Annotated in this window: 12 protein-coding genes and 1 pseudogene; 6 read left to right on the forward strand and 7 right to left on the reverse strand. The window is 68.9% G+C overall.

Translation table 11 applies throughout. From position 1 onward, the window contains the following. Positions 1-3: 3 nt before the first annotated feature. Both SK803_RS10475 and SK803_RS10480 read left to right on the forward strand, forming a co-directional pair. Positions 4-5,115 (forward strand): annotated as a pseudogene (locus SK803_RS10475) (type I polyketide synthase); the annotation flags it as partial. After that, positions 5,112-6,296, forward strand: coding sequence for a cytochrome P450 (locus tag SK803_RS10480; protein ID WP_319965652.1), 1,185 nt, complete (start codon positions 5,112-5,114; stop codon positions 6,294-6,296). The pseudogene SK803_RS10475 and the gene SK803_RS10480, both read left to right, overlap by 4 nt. Before the next feature lie 6 nt (positions 6,297-6,302). Here the strand turns inward: SK803_RS10480 and SK803_RS10485 are convergent, their stop codons facing one another. Next, positions 6,303-6,662 carry a DUF5997 family protein gene (locus tag SK803_RS10485; protein WP_319965779.1) on the reverse strand — a complete coding sequence of 120 codons (360 nt, stop codon included), beginning with the start codon at positions 6,660-6,662 and terminating at the stop codon, positions 6,303-6,305. A gap of 56 nt (positions 6,663-6,718) precedes the next feature. Between SK803_RS10485 and SK803_RS10490 the strand changes: the two genes are divergently transcribed. Then, positions 6,719-7,447, forward strand: a complete 729-nt coding sequence (locus SK803_RS10490; protein ID WP_319965653.1) for a LysR substrate-binding domain-containing protein — start codon at positions 6,719-6,721, stop codon at positions 7,445-7,447. Here SK803_RS10490 and SK803_RS10495 read toward each other — a convergent pair. Genes SK803_RS10495 through SK803_RS10510 form a run of 4 tightly spaced genes read right to left on the reverse strand, consistent with a single transcriptional unit; the run spans position 7,444 to position 11,281 of the window. Next, positions 7,444-7,638: a ferredoxin gene (locus SK803_RS10495; RefSeq protein ID WP_319965654.1), complete on the reverse strand. Its 195-nt coding sequence runs from the start codon at positions 7,636-7,638 to the stop codon at positions 7,444-7,446. The two genes, SK803_RS10490 and SK803_RS10495, sit on opposite strands and share 4 nt — an antisense overlap. 12 nt (positions 7,639-7,650) lie before the next feature. Continuing rightward, entirely contained in the window at positions 7,651-8,826 is a 1,176-nt protein-coding gene (locus SK803_RS10500) for a cytochrome P450 (RefSeq protein ID WP_319965655.1), read from the reverse strand. A gap of 3 nt (positions 8,827-8,829) precedes the next feature. Then, on the reverse strand, positions 8,830-9,885 hold the full coding sequence (locus tag SK803_RS10505; protein WP_319965656.1) for a DegT/DnrJ/EryC1/StrS family aminotransferase: 1,056 nt from the start codon (positions 9,883-9,885) through the stop codon (positions 8,830-8,832). Between the two features lie 7 nt (positions 9,886-9,892). Continuing rightward, entirely contained in the window at positions 9,893-11,281 is a 1,389-nt protein-coding gene (locus tag SK803_RS10510; protein ID WP_319965657.1) for a glycosyltransferase, read from the reverse strand. Between the two features lie 281 nt (positions 11,282-11,562). Here SK803_RS10510 and SK803_RS10515 point away from each other — a divergent pair, with 281 nt between their 5' ends. The 3 genes from SK803_RS10515 (at position 11,563) to SK803_RS10525 (ending at position 17,160) form a co-directional block, all read left to right on the forward strand. Further along, entirely contained in the window at positions 11,563-14,307 is a 2,745-nt protein-coding gene (locus SK803_RS10515) for a helix-turn-helix transcriptional regulator (RefSeq protein ID WP_319965658.1), read from the forward strand. A gap of 86 nt (positions 14,308-14,393) precedes the next feature. Next, positions 14,394-16,724: a hypothetical protein gene (locus tag SK803_RS10520; protein WP_319965659.1), complete on the forward strand. Its 2,331-nt coding sequence runs from the start codon at positions 14,394-14,396 to the stop codon at positions 16,722-16,724. 25 nt (positions 16,725-16,749) lie between these two features. Further along, positions 16,750-17,160, forward strand: coding sequence for a hypothetical protein (locus SK803_RS10525; RefSeq protein WP_319965660.1), 411 nt, complete (start codon positions 16,750-16,752; stop codon positions 17,158-17,160). On the opposite strand, the gene mhpA is transcribed toward SK803_RS10525, so the two are convergent. After that, positions 17,142-18,722: a bifunctional 3-(3-hydroxy-phenyl)propionate/3-hydroxycinnamic acid hydroxylase MhpA gene (mhpA, locus tag SK803_RS10530; RefSeq protein ID WP_319965661.1), complete on the reverse strand. Its 1,581-nt coding sequence runs from the start codon at positions 18,720-18,722 to the stop codon at positions 17,142-17,144. The two genes, SK803_RS10525 and mhpA, sit on opposite strands and share 19 nt — an antisense overlap. Positions 18,723-18,741: 19 nt before the next feature. Next, positions 18,742-19,950 carry a 3-deoxy-7-phosphoheptulonate synthase gene (locus SK803_RS10535; RefSeq protein WP_319965662.1) on the reverse strand — a complete coding sequence of 403 codons (1,209 nt, stop codon included), beginning with the start codon at positions 19,948-19,950 and terminating at the stop codon, positions 18,742-18,744. Positions 19,951-19,956: the final 6 nt, after the last annotated feature.

A 19,956-nucleotide genomic window follows, 5' to 3' on the forward strand; every position in this document is an offset into this window, starting at 1 on the left:
GCGATGCCGAACGAAGAGAAGCTCGTTGAGTACCTGAAGTGGGTCACCGCCGATCTCGCCCAGACCCGGCAGCGACTGGAGGAGGTCGAGTCCGGCAAGCACGAACCGGTCGCCATCGTCGGCATCGCCTGCCGGTTCCCCGGTGACGTCCGCTCGCCGGAAGACCTCTGGGAACTCGTGTCGTCCGGAAAGGACGCCATCACCGGGTTCCCGACCGACCGCGGCTGGGACCTGGGCACGCTGGCCGGTGGCACCAGCGCGACGTTGCAGGGCGGATTCCTCTACGACGCCGCCGACTTCGATCCCGGCTTCTTCGGCATCTCGCCGCGCGAGGCCCTGGCGATGGACCCGCAGCAACGACTCCTGCTGCAGACGACGTGGGAAGCCGTCGAACGCGCGGGCATCGACCCGACGTCGTTGCGCGGCTCCCGCACCGGTGTGTTCGTCGGCACCAACGGCCAGGACTACGGCCACGTCCTGATCGCCTCCCAGGAGGACGTCGAGGGCCACGCCGGCATGGGCACCGCCGCGAGCGTCATCTCCGGCCGCATCTCCTACACGTTCGGTTTCGAAGGCCCGGCCGTCACCGTCGACACCGCCTGCTCTTCTTCTTTGGTAGCACTGCACCTGGCCTCGCAGGCCCTGCGCAACGGCGAATGCTCCCTCGCGCTGGCCGGCGGCGTCACCGTGATGGCGACGTCCTCGAACTTCGCCGGGTTCACCCGGCAGGGCGGCCTCGCGACTTCGGGACGGTGCAAGGCCTTCTCCGACGACGCGGACGGCACCGGCTGGTCAGAGGGCATCGGCGTGCTGCTCGTCGAGAAGCTCTCCGACGCACAACGCAACGGCCACCCGGTGCTCGCCGTCGTCGCCGGCAGCGCGATCAACCAGGACGGTGCCTCCAACGGTCTCTCCGCCCCGAACGGCCCCGCCCAGCGCGAGGTGATCAAGGCGGCGCTGGCCTCCGCTGGCCTGTCCGCGTCCGATGTGGACGCTGTCGAAGCCCACGGAACCGGCACCGTGCTGGGCGATCCGATCGAGGCAGAAGCCCTGCTCGCCACCTACGGCCAGGAACGCGCCACGCCGCTGCGGCTCGGCGCGATCAAGTCCAACATCGGGCACACCCAGGCCGCGGCGGGCGTCGCGGGCGTCATCAAGATCGTGGAGTCGCTGCGCCACGACACCCTCCCGCCCACGCTGCACGTCACCGAACCCTCGTCGCACGTCGACTGGTCCGCGGGCAACGTCTCGCTGCTCACCGAGACGACTCCCTGGCCGCGCAACGGAAAGCCGCGCCGGGCGGGCATCTCGTCGTTCGGCGTGAGCGGCACCAACGCCCACGTGATCATCCAAGAGGCGCCGGAATTGTCAGACCCGCCTGAGATGATTGGGATGGGGGGTGGATCCCCCCAGGGGGCCAGCCAACCCGGATCGATTCAGGCCAGCGGACCGGCGGCGGAGGCCGGTCTCGCGGGCAAGCACCCGTTCGTGGTGTCGGCGAAGTCGGCGAACGCTCTGAAAGAGCGCATCGAGCAGGTCAAGGCCCTCGAAGGCGACCCGCAGGACATCGCGTACTCATTGCTCACCACGCGCCCGACGACGTTCGAGCACCGCGCGGTCGTCCTCGACGGCGACGTCATCGCCACCGGAACTGTGGCGCGCAAGCCGGTCGCCGCGCTGTTCTCGGGTCAGGGCGCCCAGCGCGTCGGCATGGGCAAGGAGCTGTACGAGGCGTTCCCGGCGTTCCGGGAAGCCCTCGACGCGGCCCTCGAACACCTGCCCGGCGACCTCAAGCAGGTCATGTGGGAGGACGAGGAGAAGCTCGACCAGACCGGCTACACCCAGCCCGCGCTGTTCGCGTTCGAGGTGGCGCTGTACCGGCTGCTGGAGAGCTACGGCTTCAAAGCCGACAAGGTCGCGGGCCACTCCATCGGTGAGATCGCCGCCGCCCACGTCGCCGGTGTGCTCAGCCTCGAAGACGCCGCGAAGCTCGTCCGGGAACGCGCGAGCCTCATGCAACAGCTGCCCGCGGGTGGCGTGATGATCGCGATCCAGGCCACCGAGGACGAGGTCACGCCGCACCTCACCGCCGGCGTCTCGCTGGCCGCCATCAACGCCGAAGACTCCGTCGTCATCGCCGGCGTTGAACAAGAGGCACGGAAGATCGTTGAACAGTTCAACGACCGCAAGACCAAACAACTGCAGGTCAGCCACGCGTTCCACTCGCCGCTGATGGACCCCGTGCTGGACGACTTCCGCAGCGCCATCGCGGGTATAACGTTCAACAATCCGACGATCCCACTGATAACCCGTGGAATTGTTCACCAAGCCGACTACTGGGTCGGCCACGTCCGCGACACCGTCAGGTTCACCGACAACGTCAACGAGATCGGCGACGCCACGTTCGTCGAGATCGGCCCCAGCGCCGTCCTGGCCGCGCTCGTCGACCGCGCCATCCCGACGATGCGCAAGGACAAGGAGGAGGTCACGGCGTTCGTCACCGCGCTGGCCAAGCTCTACACCGCCGGCACCAAGATCAGCTGGCCGAAAACCGGCGCCAAAACGGCACTGCCCACCTACCCGTTCGACACCGAGCGCTTCTGGCCGCGGAGCACCATGGCGCCGGGCACCCAGCCGAACGCCAGCCGCCCCGCCCTCCACGAACTGCACTGGGTCAGGTCCACTGTGGACGCACCGGCCATCACGGGCGCGCGGTGGGCCATCATCGGCGGCGACGAGTTCGACCTCGCCCACGTCCTGTACGCGGCGGGCCAGTCCGTCAGCGGCTACGGCGAAACTCTCACCGAAGCTGCTCAGCACACCACCCCCGACGTGTTCGTCGTGGCCGTCACCGGCGAGAACACCCCCGAGAGCGTGCACGCCAACACCCAGCGCGCCCTGAGCCTCCTGCAGGAAGCGCTCAAGTTCGAGAACTCCCGCGTGGTGTTCGTCAGCCGCGGCGCCGCCACCGGCGAGGACCTGGCCGCGGCGGCCGTCTGGGGTCTCGTCCGCACCGCCCAGGCCGAGAACCCCGGCCGGTTCCTGCTCGTCGACAGCGACGGCCTCGACGTCTCCGGCGCCCTGCTCACCGAACTGGTCAACGGCGACGAACCCCAGGTCGTCGTCCGCGAGGGCAAGGTCAGGGTCGCCCGCCTCGAGGAACTCCCGGAGAACCCCGGGGCCAGGCACGAGTGGGACGAGAACGACACCGTCCTGATCACCGGCGGCACCGGCGGGCTCGGTGCCGAACTCGCCCGGCACCTCGTCATCCGGCACGGCGTGAAGCACCTGCTGCTGGCCAGCCGTCGTGGCGAAGAGGCGCCCGGCGCGCAGAACCTCAAGCAGGAACTGGAGAACAAGGGCGCCAACGTCACCATCGCGGCCGCGGACGTCTCGAACCCGAACGACGTCCAGACCCTGTTCGCCGCCACGGAACGCCCGCTCACCACGGTGATCCACACGGCGGGCGTACTGGATGACGCCCTCGTCGACGCCCTCACCCCGGACCGCCTCACCGCCGTGCTTACCCCGAAGGTCGACGCCGCGCACCTGCTCGCCCAGCACGACCTGAAGCTGCTCGTCTTCTACAGCTCGGTCGCAGGCGTCATGGGCGCCGCCGGGCAGGGCAACTACGCCGCCGCCAACTCCTACCTCGACGCCCTCGCGACCAGCCGCGCCGACACCATCAGCCTCGCCTGGGGCCCGTGGGCGCAGGACGGCGGCATGACCGCGGGGCTCAGTGATGCGGCCATGGACCGCATCACGCGGTCCGGCATGCCGCCGCTGGCCGCGGAACAGGGGCTCGCGCTGTTCGACGCCGCCCTCGCGGCGCGCAAGCCCGTCGTCGTCCCGATGCACGTCAACCGCGACCAGCAGCGCGTCGCCCCGTTGCTGCGCGACATCGTCGACGAGCAGATCGTCCCGCAGCAGAGCCAGCTGGCCGCCGTCACGGTGCTGGACCGGCTGCGCAACCTCGACTCCGACGAGCGGGCCACCCAGGTCCGCGAACTCGTTCTCGGCACCTGTGCCGCGCTTCTCGGCCACAACGACGTGTCCAAAGTGGACCCGGACAGGAACTTCCTGGAACTCGGCTTCGACTCGCTGATCGCCGTCGAGCTGCGCAACCAGATCAACGACATGCTCAACCTGAAACTCCCCGGCAGCGCGGTGTTCGACAGCGGCACCCCGGTGGCGTTCGCGCAGAAGGTCGACGGCGAACTCGGCACCATCGCCGGGCCGACGACGAGCAACGGCATGACCGTCAACGCGACCGACACCGTCTTCGGCCTGTTCATGGAGTCCGTGACCAGCGGCAAGGTCGTCGAAGGCCTGAGGATGCTCAAGGCCGTCGCCAACCTGCGCCCGATGTTCGACAGCCCGGCCGAGCTCGAGGACCTGCCCAGCCCGGTGACGCTCGCGGACGGCCCGCAGCTGCCGAAACTCGTCTGCGTCAGCGCCCCCGGCGCCACGGCGGGCGTGCACATGTACGCGCGGCTCGCCGCCCACCTGCGCGGCAAACGACACGTGAGCGCCCTGCCGCTCATCGGATTCGGTGAGGGAGAGGCACTCCCGCGCACCACCGAGGCCGCCGCCAGGTTCGTCGCCGAGAGCATCCTCAACGGCACCGACGGCGACCCGTTCGTCCTCGTCGGACACTCCTCCGGCGGCACGCTCGCCTACTTCGCGGCCGCCGTGCTGGAAGAGACGTGGGGGATCACACCGGAGGCGGTGATCATGCTCGACACGCTGAGCATGAACTACAACTCCAGCGAGGGCATGGACTTCGACGCCGTCACGACGAACTACTTCAACACCATGGACTCGCCCGCGGTGAACATGAACAGCACCCGCCTGTCCGCCATGGCGCACTGGTTCCCGCTCATCATCGACACCGGCCTCCACACGACGGTTCCGAAGCTGCTGATCCGCTGTGCCAACGAAGTCAAGGGCACCGACCTCGTCACCACCGACCAGGACGTCGACGTTCCCGCGGACGAGATCCGCGTCGTCGCCACCGACCACATGGCGATGGTCAAGGAGGACGCGGGCGTCGTCGCCGGCGTGATGGAGGACTGGCTCGTCACCCGTATCGAGAAACTGGAAGGCGTCCGATGACCACATCGCAGGAACTGCCCCTGATCGGGGTCGAACTGCCGTCGATCCTGACGTTCAGCGAACTCCGCCTGCGGCTGCAGGAGCAGGCGCCGGTGTGCCGCATCCGGACGCCCGCCGGCGACGAGGGCTGGCTCGTCACCCGGCACGCCGAGGTGAAGGCGCTGCTGCAGAACAACAAGCTCGGCCGCAGCCACAAGGACCCAGCGACCGCGCCGCGGTTCATGCGCAACCCCATGCTCGACATGCTCGTCACCAGCGACGACATCGAGGTCGAGAAGGAGCGCCACGAGAAGAAGCGCGTCCTCTACACCAAGAGCTTCGCGGCGCGCCGGGTCATCGAACGCAAGGAACGCGTCGAGAACATCGCCAACGCCAAGCTCGACGCCATCATCGCCGCCGGTCAGCCCGTCGACCTGCACGACGCCTACTCGATGGACTACTCGCAGCAGGCGTTGTGCGACATGGTCGGCATTCCGGAGGAGGACCGGGCCAAGCTGCTGGAGATGATGGACACCGTCGGCGCGTCGGACCAGCAGAGCGCCGAGGCCGGCATGGAACCGCTGTTCTCCTTTGCCGCGGACATCGGCGAGCGGCGCCGCTCAGAACTCGGCGACGACGTCATCTCCCGCTTCATCGAGACCGGCCTGACCAACGAGGAGATCGGCCTGCACGTCGTCACGCTGCTGTTCACCGGCCTCGCGGGCCTCGCCAGCCACCTCGACTTCGGCGTGCTGCTGTTCCTGCGCAACCCCGAGCAGCGCGAGAAGGCCATGTCCGACCCGACGATCATGGCCCAGGCCGTCGACGAGGTCATGCGCGCCACGATCAGCTCGCCCGTCCTGCCCCGCTACGCGAGCGAGGACATCGAGATCGGCGGCGTCACGATCAAGGAAGGCGACCTGGTGATGCTGGACTTCAGCCTCGCCAACTTCGACCCGCGCGCGTTCGACGACCCGCACAGGTTCGACGTCACCCGCGCGCCCAACCACCACTTCACGTTCGGTCACGGCATGCGCCACTGCACCGGTGCCCCGCTGGTGCGGATCATCCTCGCCGTCGCGTTCACCAAGCTGTTCGAACGCCTGCCAGGGCTCAAGCTCGCCGTGCCGGAGTCGGAGCTCGAATCGCACCCCGGCGGCCGGCTCGCCGGCGGACTGGAGAGGTTCCCCCTCACCTGGTGAGCGGGGTCACTCCTGCTCTTCGAGGCGCGCCTTCTCCGCCAGGCGCGCCTCTTCGGCCTTGAAGTCGACGTAGACCTGCCGCTCGCGGACCAGCCAGTCCGGGTTCTCTTCCTTGATCGCGTTGATCTGCTCGGTGGTCAGCGCCTCGGTGATGCCCGCCCGGACCAGCGCCGACGTCGAGATGCCGAGCTTCTGCGCGATGAGCTGCTTGGGGTGCGGGCCGTTGCGGCGCAGGTCCGCCAGCCACTGCGGCGGGTTGGCCTGCAGTTCGTTGAGCTCGTCGCGCGAGACGACACCCGCCTGGAACTCCTCGGGCGTCGCCTCGAGGTACACGCCGAGCTTCTTGGCGGCGGTGGCGGGCTTCATCGTTTGCTGCGACTTCATGCGCAAAGAGTAACCGCACCGTCGGGTAACCTCAGCACGTGACCGGCTCTTTCACGCTCGCGTACGTCCCAGGTGTGACTCCCGGCAAGTGGGCTCGGGTCTGGGAGGAACGCCTGCCGGAGACGCCACTGCACCTCGTCCAGGTGACCGCCGCGGAAGCCGCCGGGAAGGTGCGCGCCGGCGAAGCGGATGCCGCGCTGCTCAGGTTGCCGGGAGACCGCGAGGACCTGCACGCGATCCCGCTCTACACCGAGACCACCGTGGTCGTGTTCCCGAAGGACCACGAGTTCGCCGCGGCCGACGAACTGTCCCTTGAGGACCTCGCGCAGCACGTCCTGTGGCAGCCGCTCGACGACACGCTGGAGTGGGACTCGGTCCCCGGTCAGCCGCCCGTCGAACGGCCCGGGACCACCGCGGACGCCATCCAGATCGTGGCCGCCGGCGTCGGCGTGCTGGTCGTGCCGCAGTCGCTGGCCAGGCTGCACCACCGCAAGGACCTCAAGCACGTGCCGCTGATCGACGCGCCGCAGTCACGGGTCGCGCTGTCGTTCCCGATCCGCGACGAGAACCCCGAGCTGATCGAGCACCTGATCGGCATCGTCCGCGGCCGCACGGTCAACAGCACCCGCGGCCCCGCGCCGGAGCCCGAGCAGTCCAAGCAGAAGCCCCAGCAAAAGAAGCCACAACAGCAGCAGCGGCAGGGCCCCGCGAAGGCCCGGCAGCAGAAGCCGCAGGCCAAGCGCGCGAAACCCCGCCGCGGCCGTTAGTCGTGCACGGTGATCGCCTGGGCCGGGCAGATGCCCCTGGCCGTGCGCGCGCTCGACTCCGCCTCACCCGACGGGCTGTCGTCGAGCACCGTGACGAACCCGTCGTCGTCCTGGTCGAACACGTCCGGCGCGGCCAGCACGCACTGAGCCGAGCCGATGCACTTGCCGGTGTCCACACTGATCCGAGCCATGACGTTCCTTCCTCACCAACGCACAGGTAGCGCGTGGAGTCCGAAGAGGACTCCGTCGTACTTGAACTCCAGCTCCTCCAACGGCACCGCGACCTCCAGGGTCGGGATCCGCTTGAAGAGGCCGCGGTAGGCGACGTCCATCTCCAGCCGCACCAGGTTCTGCCCGAGGCACTGGTGCACGCCGTACCCGAACGCCACGTGCCCGGTGGCCGAACGCGACGGGTCGAACTCGTCCGGCCGTTCGAACATCTCCGGGTCGTGGTTCGCGCCGGCCACGAGCGGCACGATCCCCTCGCCTGCCCGGACCAGCTGCCCGCCGATCTCCACGTCCTCGATCGCCACCCGCAACGCCACGAGGTCGGCGACCGAGTGGTAACGCAGGATCTCCTCGATCATGCGGTCGTCGTCGATCCACTGCTTCTGCTGCAGCAGCGTGACGACGCCGAGCGAGATGTTGTTCGCCGTCGTCTCGTGCCCCGCGATCAGCAGCAGCATCGAGACGCCGGACAGCTCCTGGGGCGTCAGCAGGCCGCCCTGGAGAAGTTTGCTGATCAGGTCGTCGCCGGGCCGCTTGGACTTGATCGTGATCAGCCGGTTGATGTAGCGCAGCAGGTGCTCCGACGCCTTGTCCCGTTCCTCGTCGGTCGACGTCAGCGTGACGAGGACCTTCGTCTTCTCCTCGAAGAAGTCGCGGTCCACTTTGGGCACACCGAGCAGGGACGAGATCACCAGCGACGGCACCGTGAGCGAGAAGTCCTCGACGAGCTCGGCGGTGTCGCCCCTGGCGAGCATCTGGTCGATCGCGCGGTCGACGATCTCCTCGACCGCCGGCCGCAACGACCTGATGCGGCGCACGGTGAACTCGGGGATCAGCGCCTTGCGGAACCGGTTGTGGTCCGGCGGGTCCAGCGACACGAACCAGCCCGGCACGTCGTCCGCGGACGGCGCGCCCACGGTCCGCGACGGACGCGGAAACCCGACGTGGGTGGGGTTGGAACTGATGCGCGGGTCGGTGAGGACCGCGCGCACCTCCTCGTGCCGGGTGACCAGCCACACCGTCTCACCGGACGGCAGCGCGGCCTTCGTCAGGCCGGGTTTGGCCCGGAAGTCCTCGTACTCGGGCGGCGGGAACGGTACGCCGGGCCGGCGCATCATGAACGGGACTAGGTCGGCGTCAGTGCTCGTCATGTGTCATACCTCGTAGAACTGGCGGACTTGCCCCACGATGTAGTCCTGGTCGTCTTCGGTCAGCTCGGCATGGGTGGGGAGGTACAACCCGTCCTCGGCGAACCTGTTCGCGTTCAGCGACGGCCACACCGGGTCGAGATAGCCGGGCTGCCTGCTCATCGGTTTGAAGAAGAGTCGGGTCTCGATCCCCTTCTCCGCGAGGAATCTCATGAGCTCCTCACGGCGTTCCGCGCGCAGGTCGTACATCCACAACACGTCACGCGGCGGCATGAGGGTGATTCCTCCGATGCCCCGGAGGCCCTCGTCGTACCGCTTCTCGATCTGTGCGCGCGTTGCGATGATCTCGTCGAGGCGTTCGGTCTGCGCGAGCGCGACCGCGGCCTGCAGGTTGGTCATCCGGAAGTTGTAGGCGAGCTTCTTGTGCAGGAAGCTGTGGTCGCGGGTGAACGCCATCCCGCGCAGGTGCGCCATCTGGCGCGCCAGGTGCGGGTCGTTGGTGACGCAGATGCCGCCCTCACCGGACGTGATGATCTTGTTGGCGAACAACGAGAAGGCCGCGATGTCCCCGGTCGGTTTGACGCCGTGCGCCTCGGCCGAGTCCTCGACCACGCGCAGGTTGTACTCGTAGGCGAGTTCGAGGATCGGCTCCATGTCGCACCGCCGGCCGTAGACGTGCACCGGCATGATCACCTTGGTGCGCGGGGTGATCTTCTCCTCGATCTTGGTGACGTCGATGTCGAGGTCGTCACCGCAGTCCACGAAAACGGGAGTGGCGCCGGTGTAGGTGACGGCCCAGGCGGACGCGATCATCGTGAACTCGGGCACGATCACCTCGTCGCCAGGACCGATGCCCAGCGCGCGCAACGCGAGCGTCAGCGCCGTCGTGCCGGACGAGCAGGCGACGCCGTGCTTCACGTCGTTGTAGGCGGCGAAAGCCTCCTCGAACTGCGGCACATAAGGGCCCTGCGAGGAGATCCAGCCATCGGTCACTGCCTTGGAGGTGTACTCGAGTTCGTTGCCGCGCAACGACGGCATCGACACGGGGTAGCGGTAGCTCATCGTCAACTCACTTCGCGGTGTTCGACTTCTCGGCCAGTGCCGGCAACGAAAGGACCAGGTCGGCGGCCGTCTTGCGGCCACCGGCGGAGTGCTGCAACGCCGCCAGACGCTCGGCGTTCTCGGTGAACCGAGGGTCGTTCAGGACTCGGGTGAGCTTGTCCACCACGTCGTGCGGGTCGACGGTGTGCGGCTTGTCCAGCGTCAGCCCGACACCGAAGCTCGTCGCCCGCACCGCCTGGTCGTAGCAGTCCACCCACAGCGGCCGCGACACCATCGGCTTGCCGAAGTAAATGCTTTCGGTGTAGGCGTTTCCGCCCGCGTGCGTGAAGAACAGCTTGACGCTCGGGTGCGCCAGCACGTCCAGCTGCGACGGCACCCACGTCTCGATCCGCAGGTTGCCGGGCAGCTCGGAGGGCAGGAACTTCTGCTGGTCGCGCGGCAGTTTCCACAGGATCGAGTGCTTGCCCTCCAGGCTGCGGGCGACCTGCACGAACGCCTCGACCTGGTCACGGGTCAGCCGTGTGATCGTGCCGAAACCCATGTAGACGACGGACTTCTGCGCGTCGAGCCACTCGCCGAGTTCGCCAGGAGGGGCTTGGGGGAGCGGCGGTACCAGCGCGCCGACCGTGCGGATCTTCTCCGGGATGTCGAAGGGGTAGTCCATCTCCGGGATCGAGTAGCACAGCACGAGTTCGGCCTGCTCGACCCGCGCGAACTGGCCGGAGGCCCTGGGGGAGATGCCCAGCTCGGCGATCACCTTGGCGTTGCGCGCGTTGCGGTCCTTGTTGTCCTTGGTGAACGCGGTCGCGAGGGTGCGCCAGCCGAAGAACCTGTTGGCCCAGCGCTGGGTCCAGGACATGTCGGCGGGCAGACCGGTGTGCGGGCGTGGAAAGTCCTTCGGTGTGTACGACGGGCCGATCGGGATCGCCGACGTCACGAGGTTCGACGGCACGAACGGGTTGCTGATCACGTACGGAACGCCCTTGGTGATGGCGACCTCGTAGCCGAACATGCACATCGACTCGACGATCATCAGCGCCGGCTGGATCTCGTCGACCAGCTCGGCGAGCCCGCGGTACTTGGGGATTCGCTGCTCGGGCCGGTTCGTCTGCTCGATGACGGCCTTGCGCGCCTTGAACCGCGACCGCTGCGTCACCTTCGCGTAGACGTCGTCCGGCCACGTCACCGACGACATCTCCGGAATCACCTCTCCCAGCGAGAAGAACTCGATCGGCGACCCGACCGCCGCCGCCTCGACCTCCTCACGGCCCTTGTCGTCGGTCGCGAACCACAGGTCCTCGACACCACGGCGCGACAGCTCCTCCGCTAGCACGAGCATCGGGTTCAGCAGGCCGCTCTCCGGCAGACTGACGAACAGGATCGGCCGCTGGCTCATGGACTTCACCCTTCTGACACCACGCGAATGACGTGGAGACTGCCGGACGGCCCAGTGGTGTGTCCCGGGTTGCCAGTGTTCTCGAGAAGAAGCCCTAGTGTTCGAAAGCACGGCGAATTCAGGAGAACACCTAGAACTGGCGCGTATCGATTTGATGAGGATGTGCTCGGCTGCGACCCTCGGTGTCGACTCGTCGTGCCCGCTCCGGGGGGACGCGGTGGTGCCTCATCACCACACACCGCGCTGCGGCACGACGGCTTCCTGGCGAGAGGTACATCATCATGACCGGGACGTCTGACAACAGCATGACCAAGGCGAAGCTCGCGGGTCTCATCGAGCGCGACGACCAGTGGGCCACCTTGGAGACGTTGTTGACGGATTCCCTGTCAGGATCCGGAAGGGTCGCTCTGCTCACCGGTCCGGTGGCGAGCGGGAAGACCGAGCTGCTGCACGCGTTCGGTGAGTCCTGCGGCGTCAACTTCGTCAAGGCGACGTGCTCGGCGTTCGAGCGCGACCTGCCTTTCGGTGTGGTGGGCCAGATCTTCCACCCGCTGGACGCGCCCGCCGAGGTCGGCGAGCTGCTCGACGCCGCCGCGCGTTCGGCCGAAGGTCCGTCAGCCCGGCAGTTGCACGCGTTGTGCATCGCCTTGATGGACCTGACTGCCGAGGCACCGCTGGTGATCGGCATCGACGACGTGCAGCACGCCGATTCGTCGTCGTTGCACTGGCTGCTTTACCTGATCCGGCGGCTCGGCCAGGTCAAGGTCCTGCTGATGCTGAGCGAGACCGCGTCACCGCGCGCCGCTCACACGGCCCTGCACACCGAGTTGCTGCGGCACCCGCATTGCCGCGATGTTCCTTTGGCACCACTGAGTTCTGTCTGCGACCTGTTCGACACGCCCCTGCACGCCGATGACGCGATGGGACTCTCCGGCGGAAACCCGTTGCTGATCCGGTCGTTGCTCGACGACCAGAGGTTGTGCAAGCCGCGCGACGACGGCGGTCTCGTCATCGGCCCGAGCTACCGGCGCGCACTGGTCAGCTGTCTGCACCGCTCCGATCACCACGTGCTGCCCGTCGCGCGTGCTTTGGCCGTGACGGGGGAGCAGGCGACACGGGATTCGTTGGGGCGTCTCGCTCGGGTGGACGCCGACACCGTCGCGTCCGCTTTGGACGTCATGAACGAGGCCGGGTTGCTGGCCGACGGCTGGTTCCGCGACCCGGCCGCCCGCGGCGCTGTGCTGGACGACCTGTCCGCGCAGGACCGCAAGGAGATGTACCTCGGGGCGGCTTTGCTGCTCCACGACGAGGGCGCGCCCGCCACCGAAGTGGCTCCCTACCTGGTGATGGCGGATCACTCCGAGAACCCGTGGATGGTTCCGGTGTTCGAGGAGGCCGCCGAGCACGCGTTGCGCGACGAGCAGATCGACATGGCGCTGCGGTATCTGGAGCTGGCGCACCGGGCCTGCGTCGAAGTGCACGGCAGGGCGGCGATCGCGGCGAAGCTGGTGCGGGTGGAGTGGCGGGTCAACCCGTCCGCCGCCGGACGCCGGCTGGGCACGGTCGTGCCGGCGATGCGGGCGGGACAGCTGTCCGATCGGGACGTGACGTCGCTGGTGCAGCCGATGTTGTGGAACTGCCAGGTCGACGAGGCCACCGAGGCGCTGGAACGGGTCCGGCGCGCCACCACGACGAGCAACGGCGTGCGCGCGATGGAGCTGTGGCTCGCCTGCTCGCACCCGACTCTCGCGCGGCGGCCCCAGTCCGAGCCGGTGAAGACCCGGATGGTGAGCCTGACGTCCGGGCCGATGCTGAAGGCCGTCACCGCTTTGGCGAACGTGCTGACGTACGGCTCCAGCGACTCCTCGGCCACCGACGCCGAACACGTCCTGCAGGCGGCACGGCCGTCCGACAGCGGGTCGTGGGGGCCGGAGTCGGCGATGCTCGCGTTGCAGGCCCTGGTGTACGCGGACCGGCTGGACGTGGCGGCGCAGTGGTGCGACAAGCTGCTGGAGGAGGCGCGGGCGAAGAACCTCGGCGTGGCACGGGCGTTCTTCTCCTGTGTGCGCGCCGAGGTGTCGTTGCGGCGCGGCGACCTCACCACCGCCTTCGAGCACGCGCACAACGCGCTGGACTTCATGCCGGCCGGTGGATGGGGTGTCGCGCTGGGGATGCCGTTGGGGATCCTGATCAACGCCGCGACCAAGATGGGGCGGCACGAGGACGCGGCGTCGTTCCTGGAACAGCCGGTTCCCGAGGCGATGTTCCAGTCCCGGTACGGGTTGCACTACCTGTACGCGCGCGGACATCACTACCTGGCGACCTCCCGCCACTACGCGGCTCTCGCGGACTTCCTGTCGTGCGGCGAGCTGATGACGTCCTGGGGCGTGGACCAGCCCGGCGTCGTGCCGTGGCGGACCTCGGCCGCGGAGGCCTGGTTGCTGCACGGGGCGAACCGGGACGAGGCGAAACGGTTGATCAACGAACAGCTGGCGCGGCTGGGGCCGGACGCGTCGCGCACCCGCGGGGTGGCGTTGCGGTTGCTGGCCGCCACGAACCAGCCGCACAACCGGCCGCAGTTGTTGCAGGACGCGGTGGTGATCCTGGAGGAGTACGGGGACCAGTACGAACTGGCCCGCGCCCTGGCCGACCTGTCCAAGGCACATCAGGCTTTGCGGGAGCACCGGCGGGCGTGGACCGTGGCCCGGCGCGCCTGGCACGTCGCGAACGTGTGTGACGCGGCTGAGTTGTGCGAGGAGTTGTTGCCCTCGCGTGGCAAGGCTGACGCGGAGGACGCGCCGGCCGAGGAGAAGCCGGTGGATCCGATCGCGACGCTGACCGACGCCGAACGCCGGGTCGCGGCGCTGGCGGCTGTCGGCTACACGAACCGGGAGATCGCGTCGAAGCTGTACATCACGCCGTCGACGATCGAACAACACCTGACGCGGGTGTACCGGAAGCTGAACGTGAAGTACCGCAAGGACTTGCCCGCTGACCTGCACTCCTACCTGCCCAGCACGGCCTGATCGCCCGCGGGGGCAGCCGTTGCCTCCCTCGCGGACACCCGTTGTGCCGTGCTGGCCTGCCACGCCGGTGTGTCAGCGTCGAAGGCGTGGGAGCCGGGACGACGCGGGAACCCGGCCGGCCGAAACACGGGCCGGCCACGTCGGTCGCGCGCGGAAAACCGGCCGCGCCACACGGGATCGCGCAGCTGCAGACCACGGCGGGCAACGCGGCGGTGACCTCGTTGATCCAGCGGCAGCAGGTGCCACAGGCGGAGGCCGCGCTGACACCGGACCAGCGCAAACAGCTGCTCGCCGCGGCCACCACCCTGCGCAGGGTGCCCGCGCTCAGCGCCGCCGACGACGCGTTGCTGGGCAAGGCGATGGGCGGTGCGCCGCTGTACGACAAGATCGGCGAACGGGACCGCAAACGCGCGCAGCTCGCCGAGCTGAACCGGCAGCGGATGACCCTGACCCCGGTCGCGGGCGTGCCCGATCCGCAGAGCGACGAGGGCCGCCGGCTCGCCAGGGTGATCACCGACATCGCCACGGCGGAAGGCGAGCTGAGGGCACTCGACACGGAGGTCCGCGAAGGGTTGCGCCCGCTCGGCCTGACCTCGGAAGCCCAGCTGGTCGACCTGGTCACCGTGCAGTTCCCGCGCCGGTTCCTCGAGCGCGGCAAGCAGATCATCCTCACCGAACTGCAGCAGAACCGCGAGCTCGCCGAACGGGAACGCGACAGGTACGCGGGAGGACAACCCGACCAGAACGCCCTGCGCGCCGCCGCCCGCGACCTGCGGACCCGGCGCGACGAACTGGCGGGCCTGGAACAGCAGCTCCAGCAGGCGCGGTCCGGCACGGAGGCGCTGCCCGGCGGCGTGCGCGAACCGGCCCAGATGACGTCGTCGGACCACGACGTGCAGCGGATCGGCCGGGTCATCGGCGAACGCTCCGCCGACCTCTCCCGGCAACGCGACCAGTACCGCGTGCGGTTCCCGATCCTGGACCAGCTGCCCGACCCCGCCGTGGTGGCCGACGCCGACGACGCGCGGCTGGCCCAGCTCACCTCGGGACCGGCGGGCCAGGTGATCGCGGACATCGACACGACCAAGCGCAACGTCGAGTCCGGCCGCCTGAAGGTGTGGAACCTGCGCGACGCCGTCGACATGACCGTGCTCGACCTCGGCATCGGCGGCAACGACGTGCTCATGCGGTCGGTCCGCGAGCACATCGAGCAGGAACGCGGCGAGGAGACGCTCGTCCGCATCGCGACGTCCGCCCTCGCGCTGACCGCCGCGATCATCGCCACCGTCGCGAGCGGCGGGGTCGCGCTGCTGGCGGGCGGGCTCGCACTGGCCGCGGGAGCGACGCAGGCGGTGCAGAGCTACCAGACCTACGCCGCGGAGGTCGCGGCCGGCAACATCGCGCTGGACCCGCGGGTCGCCGACATCTCGCTCAACGAACCCGATCTGTTCTGGCTCGTCGTCGACATCGTGTTCGTGGTGGCCGACGCCGCCCAGGTGCTGCGGATCTTCAGCGAGATGCGGCTGGTGGCGCACGCCCTGCGCGACACCGGTGACCTCGGCGAGTTCGCCAGGGCGGCCAGGGCCGCGTTGCCGGCGGCCGCGGCGGACAAGGTCATCGCCAGGGCCGCCCGCTACGCCTCCTCCCTGCCCGCGCGTGGCGGCGGACGGGCCGGGATCGCTGAGTCGCTCGAGTGGCTGACCGTGACCAACCCGCTGACCGGGCGGCCGTTCAGCCAGGCCCGCTTCGCCCAGGAGATCGAGGCTGTTCGACGTGCGTTGCTCGCCACCGAGGACATCGGTCGTGTGCACGCGGAACTGCGGAGGCTGGGCATCACGATCGACCGCGCGACCGTGGCGTCGATCAAGCGCTACAACTTCGACAGCGCGGGCATCGCCATGAGCTACCGCAACTACGTGGCGTGGCGGCGCCTGGCGTCCGGGCAGGGACAGGTGCGGGACGCGCAGTACATCGTGCACGAGGCCGCCGAGGTCGGGCACCTGCGCACCAACCGGTCCCGCACCGGTTTCGACCACATGGGCGCCGGGTTCGAGAACATGAGCCGGGGTGAGCAGGCCCGGTGGACCGCCGACTTCGACCGCGCGTACATGGCCGCCCACCGCCAGGCGCTGGAGGCGGAGTACGACTTCCTCGCCGCCACCGTGTCGCGGATGACCAACGGCCGGGTGCGGATGAGCAGATCACTCGCCGCCGTCGCCGACCGCGCGCGGTCGGAGGCTCGGGACCTCATGATGATCGACGGCGTGGTGCTGAAGGAGCACCGCGACTTCGCCCGATGGGAGAGGGAGGCGGCCGCTACCGTGGAACTGGGCACCGCACTGCGGGAGAGGCTGCGGCTCGGGCCGAATCCCACGATCTCCGACCTGGTCGGAGCCGTCCGCACCGCCCGCCAGTAGGAGACCCGTGCAGTAGGAGAGACCCGTGCTGACCGACGACGAACTGCGCGAGACGCTGGACGACCTGGCGTCCGCGGACGCGCGCACCAGGGTGATCATGCTCGGGGTGCTGGCGCGCAACCCCGCCGGTGATCCGCGGTTGCTGCCGCGCCTGACGGAGCTGACCACCGACGAGACCCCGGTCGTGCTGGCGATCCCGTACGAGATCGGCGAGGTGCGCTGGGCGGCGGCACGGGCGCTCGCCGCCGAACGCGCCGTCCAGGACCTGCCACCGCACGCCCCTGCCGAGCTGCCGTCGCCGCTGTCCGCCGACCGGCTGGCCCGCCTCGCACAGGAGGCGGGCCTCACGACCGCCGCGGGCCTGGAGGGGTTGCAGCGGGCTTACGCCGACCTGCGGGACCGCGGTCTCGTTCCCTTTCAGAGCAGCGGCAGCTGACCCTTCAGGTCTTTCACGAGTTCCGGCAGATCCGCGCGGTCCTTGGCGAACCCGAACACGTAGTAGTCCGGCCGTACCAGCGCGGCGACCTTCCGGTGGCCCGCGAGCCAGGGCAGGTACAGGCGTTCCACGTCCACGACCTCGTGCGCGCGGGCGATCTTCGGCGGGATCCCGGCCGGCATCACGCGCACCAGGTGCGTGCCGAGCGACTTCAGGAACTCGAGCTCGTCCTCGCCCAGCGCCTCGTACGGGTCCAGCGTGGTGATCAGCTGCCAGCCGCGCCCGACGACGTCGTCGAACCGGTCCCGCTCGGTCCCGCGCGCCACGACTCCCTGCGGCGACAGTTCACCGTCCGGCAACGAGATCCCGGCAGCGGTTCGCCGGACGACGCCGTCCTCCAGCGCGTAGGCGGACGGAGCGAGATCGACGCCTTCCGGCTTGGCCTGCATGGCGATCAGGAACGCGTCCCGCCGCGCCGCCGCGACGGGGTCGAGCTCCGACACGATCTTGCCCACCTCGATGGACATCTCGATGGTGTGCCGCACCTGCAACGCGCGCTCCGCCGGATACGCGTCGAGCAGTGAGTCGGCGGCCAGGTCCCGCAGCACGAGGTCGAGTTTCCAGGCCAGGTTCACCGCGTCCCGGATGCCGGAACACATGCCCTGCCCGGCGAAAGGCGGCATCAGGTGGGCGGAGTCACCGGCGAGCAGCATGCGTCCGTCGCGCCACTTGTCCGCCATCGCGGCCTGGAAGGTGTAGACGATGTTCCGCGTCAGGTCGGCGTTGTCCGGTGTGACGTCGTAGGGCTTCAGCAGCTCCCACATGCGTTCCACAGTGGACATCTCTTCGATCGACTCGCCGGGCAGGCGCATGAACTCCCAGCGCCGGTGCCCGCGGCCGGACGCGACGATCGTGGTCGGCCGGGCCGGGTCGCACACCTGCACGTCGTTGGGGCGGAAGGCCCGCTTCTCGTGGAAGACGACGTCGACCAGCAACCAGTCGTGCTTGAAGTTGAGGTCGATCATCCGCGAGCCCATGACGTCGCGCACGAAGCTGTTCGCGCCGTCGCACCCGATCACCCACGACGCCGTGACGTCACCCTCGTGGTCCGGGCCGGGAGCGGAGATCGACACGTGCGAGCCGTGGTCGACGATCTCCTCGACCTTGTGCCCGAACAAGGTCGTGATGTTCGGCAAGGTGGTGACGTGCTCGCGCAGGGCCCGTTCGAACGTCGGCTGGTGCATCACGGTCGCGATGGGCCAGCCGTCCCGCCCGGGCTCGTAGGGCGCCTCGAACGAGAAGAGCTCGCGGCCCTCGGCGTTCTGGAACATGTACTGCCCCAGCGGTTCGCCGAGCTCCATCAGGTCGGCGCCGATGCCGGCCGACGCGAACGAGCGCGCGGTCTCGCCGTCGAACGCGACGACCCGCGGGAACGGGTACTGGCCGCGGTACTTCTCCAGGATGACGACCCGCCATCCCCGGTGGGCCAGCAGGATGGCCAGGACGAGGCCGACCGGGCCGCAGCCGACCACCGCGACATCCGCCGTCTTGTGTGACGTCATCTGTTTCCCTGTCTGGAGGTCAGAAGACCGAGTCGATCACTCCGAGCGCCTGTTCGGGGTTCAGCCGGGGGTCGCAAAGGGACTCGTAGCGCTCGGAGAGAGCCTTCTCGTCGGGGACAGACCCGCCGACGCACTCCGTCACGTCGGTCGCGGCCACTTCCAGGTGCAAGCCGGCCGCGTGCGCGCCCTCGGTCTCCAAGATGTGCCGGAACGCCGTGGCCTCCTCGATGATATGGGTGACATGTCGAGTCTTTTGCCCACATTCGGCCTTCACCGTGTTGCCGTGCATGGGGTCCGAGATCCAGACGACGGGGTGTCCGGCGCGCCGGACGGCCCGCACGATCGGCGCCAGCGCGACGTGGATGTCCTCGCGGCCCATGCGGACGATCAACGTCAAGCGGCCGGGCGTGTGGTGCGGGTCGAGCAGCTGGCACAGGCGCACGACGGTCTCGGGGTCCGCGGTCGGGCCGACCTTGACGCCGATCGGGTTCGCGATCGCGGAGAACATCGAGACGTGGGCGTGGTCGAGCTGGCGGGTGCGCTCGCCGATCCACGGGAAGTGCGTCGAGGTCAGGAACTGCTCGCCGGTGCGCTCGTCGGTGCGGATGAGCGCGTTCTCGTAGTCCAGCACCAATGCCTCGTGAGCTACCCACGGGCCACCGGCGAGTTCCTCGGCACTTCCCGCCCAATGGGCGCGCACTTCTCGGATAACGGCGGACGACGCGTCGTAGGCCTGAAGCATTCGTTCGGGGTCGTGCCTGCGGGCGAAATTGTCGGCCTCGAACGAATTGACCAGCTCACCGCGGAACGACGGCAGATCGACTCCGTCAATCGTTTCGAAGTTGCTCGACCGGGGTTTCGCGTACTGGCCGGCCATCCGTCCGAAACGTGCCACCTGCTGGCCGGTCCGTTCCGCCAGGCGGGCGGCGACGCGCTGCACGTTCCGCACCTTTCGGGAAGTTGTCAGCGGGTCGGTGTCGGAAAAGGACTCCGCGCAGTCGCCGAGCTGCAGGACACGCGCCTCGCCGAGCGCGGCGAGACCGAGCGCACGTTTGGCCTCGCGAATTTCGGAATGCGAGACCAGGGGGAGTGCGCCGGTCAGTTCCGCTTCGATCAGGTCGTAGTCGGGGTGGTGGTGCCAGTGGGGCTGTTGCGTCGCCGGCAGCGTCATCCACGGCGCCGCGGTCTGCGTGTAAGTGAACTCCGTCAGCTTCACCGTCTGAGGCATTGTTCT

It is taken from the genome of Lentzea miocenica, from assembly GCF_033949945.1.
Classification (GTDB): Bacteria; Actinomycetota; Actinomycetes; order Mycobacteriales; family Pseudonocardiaceae; genus Lentzea; species Lentzea miocenica.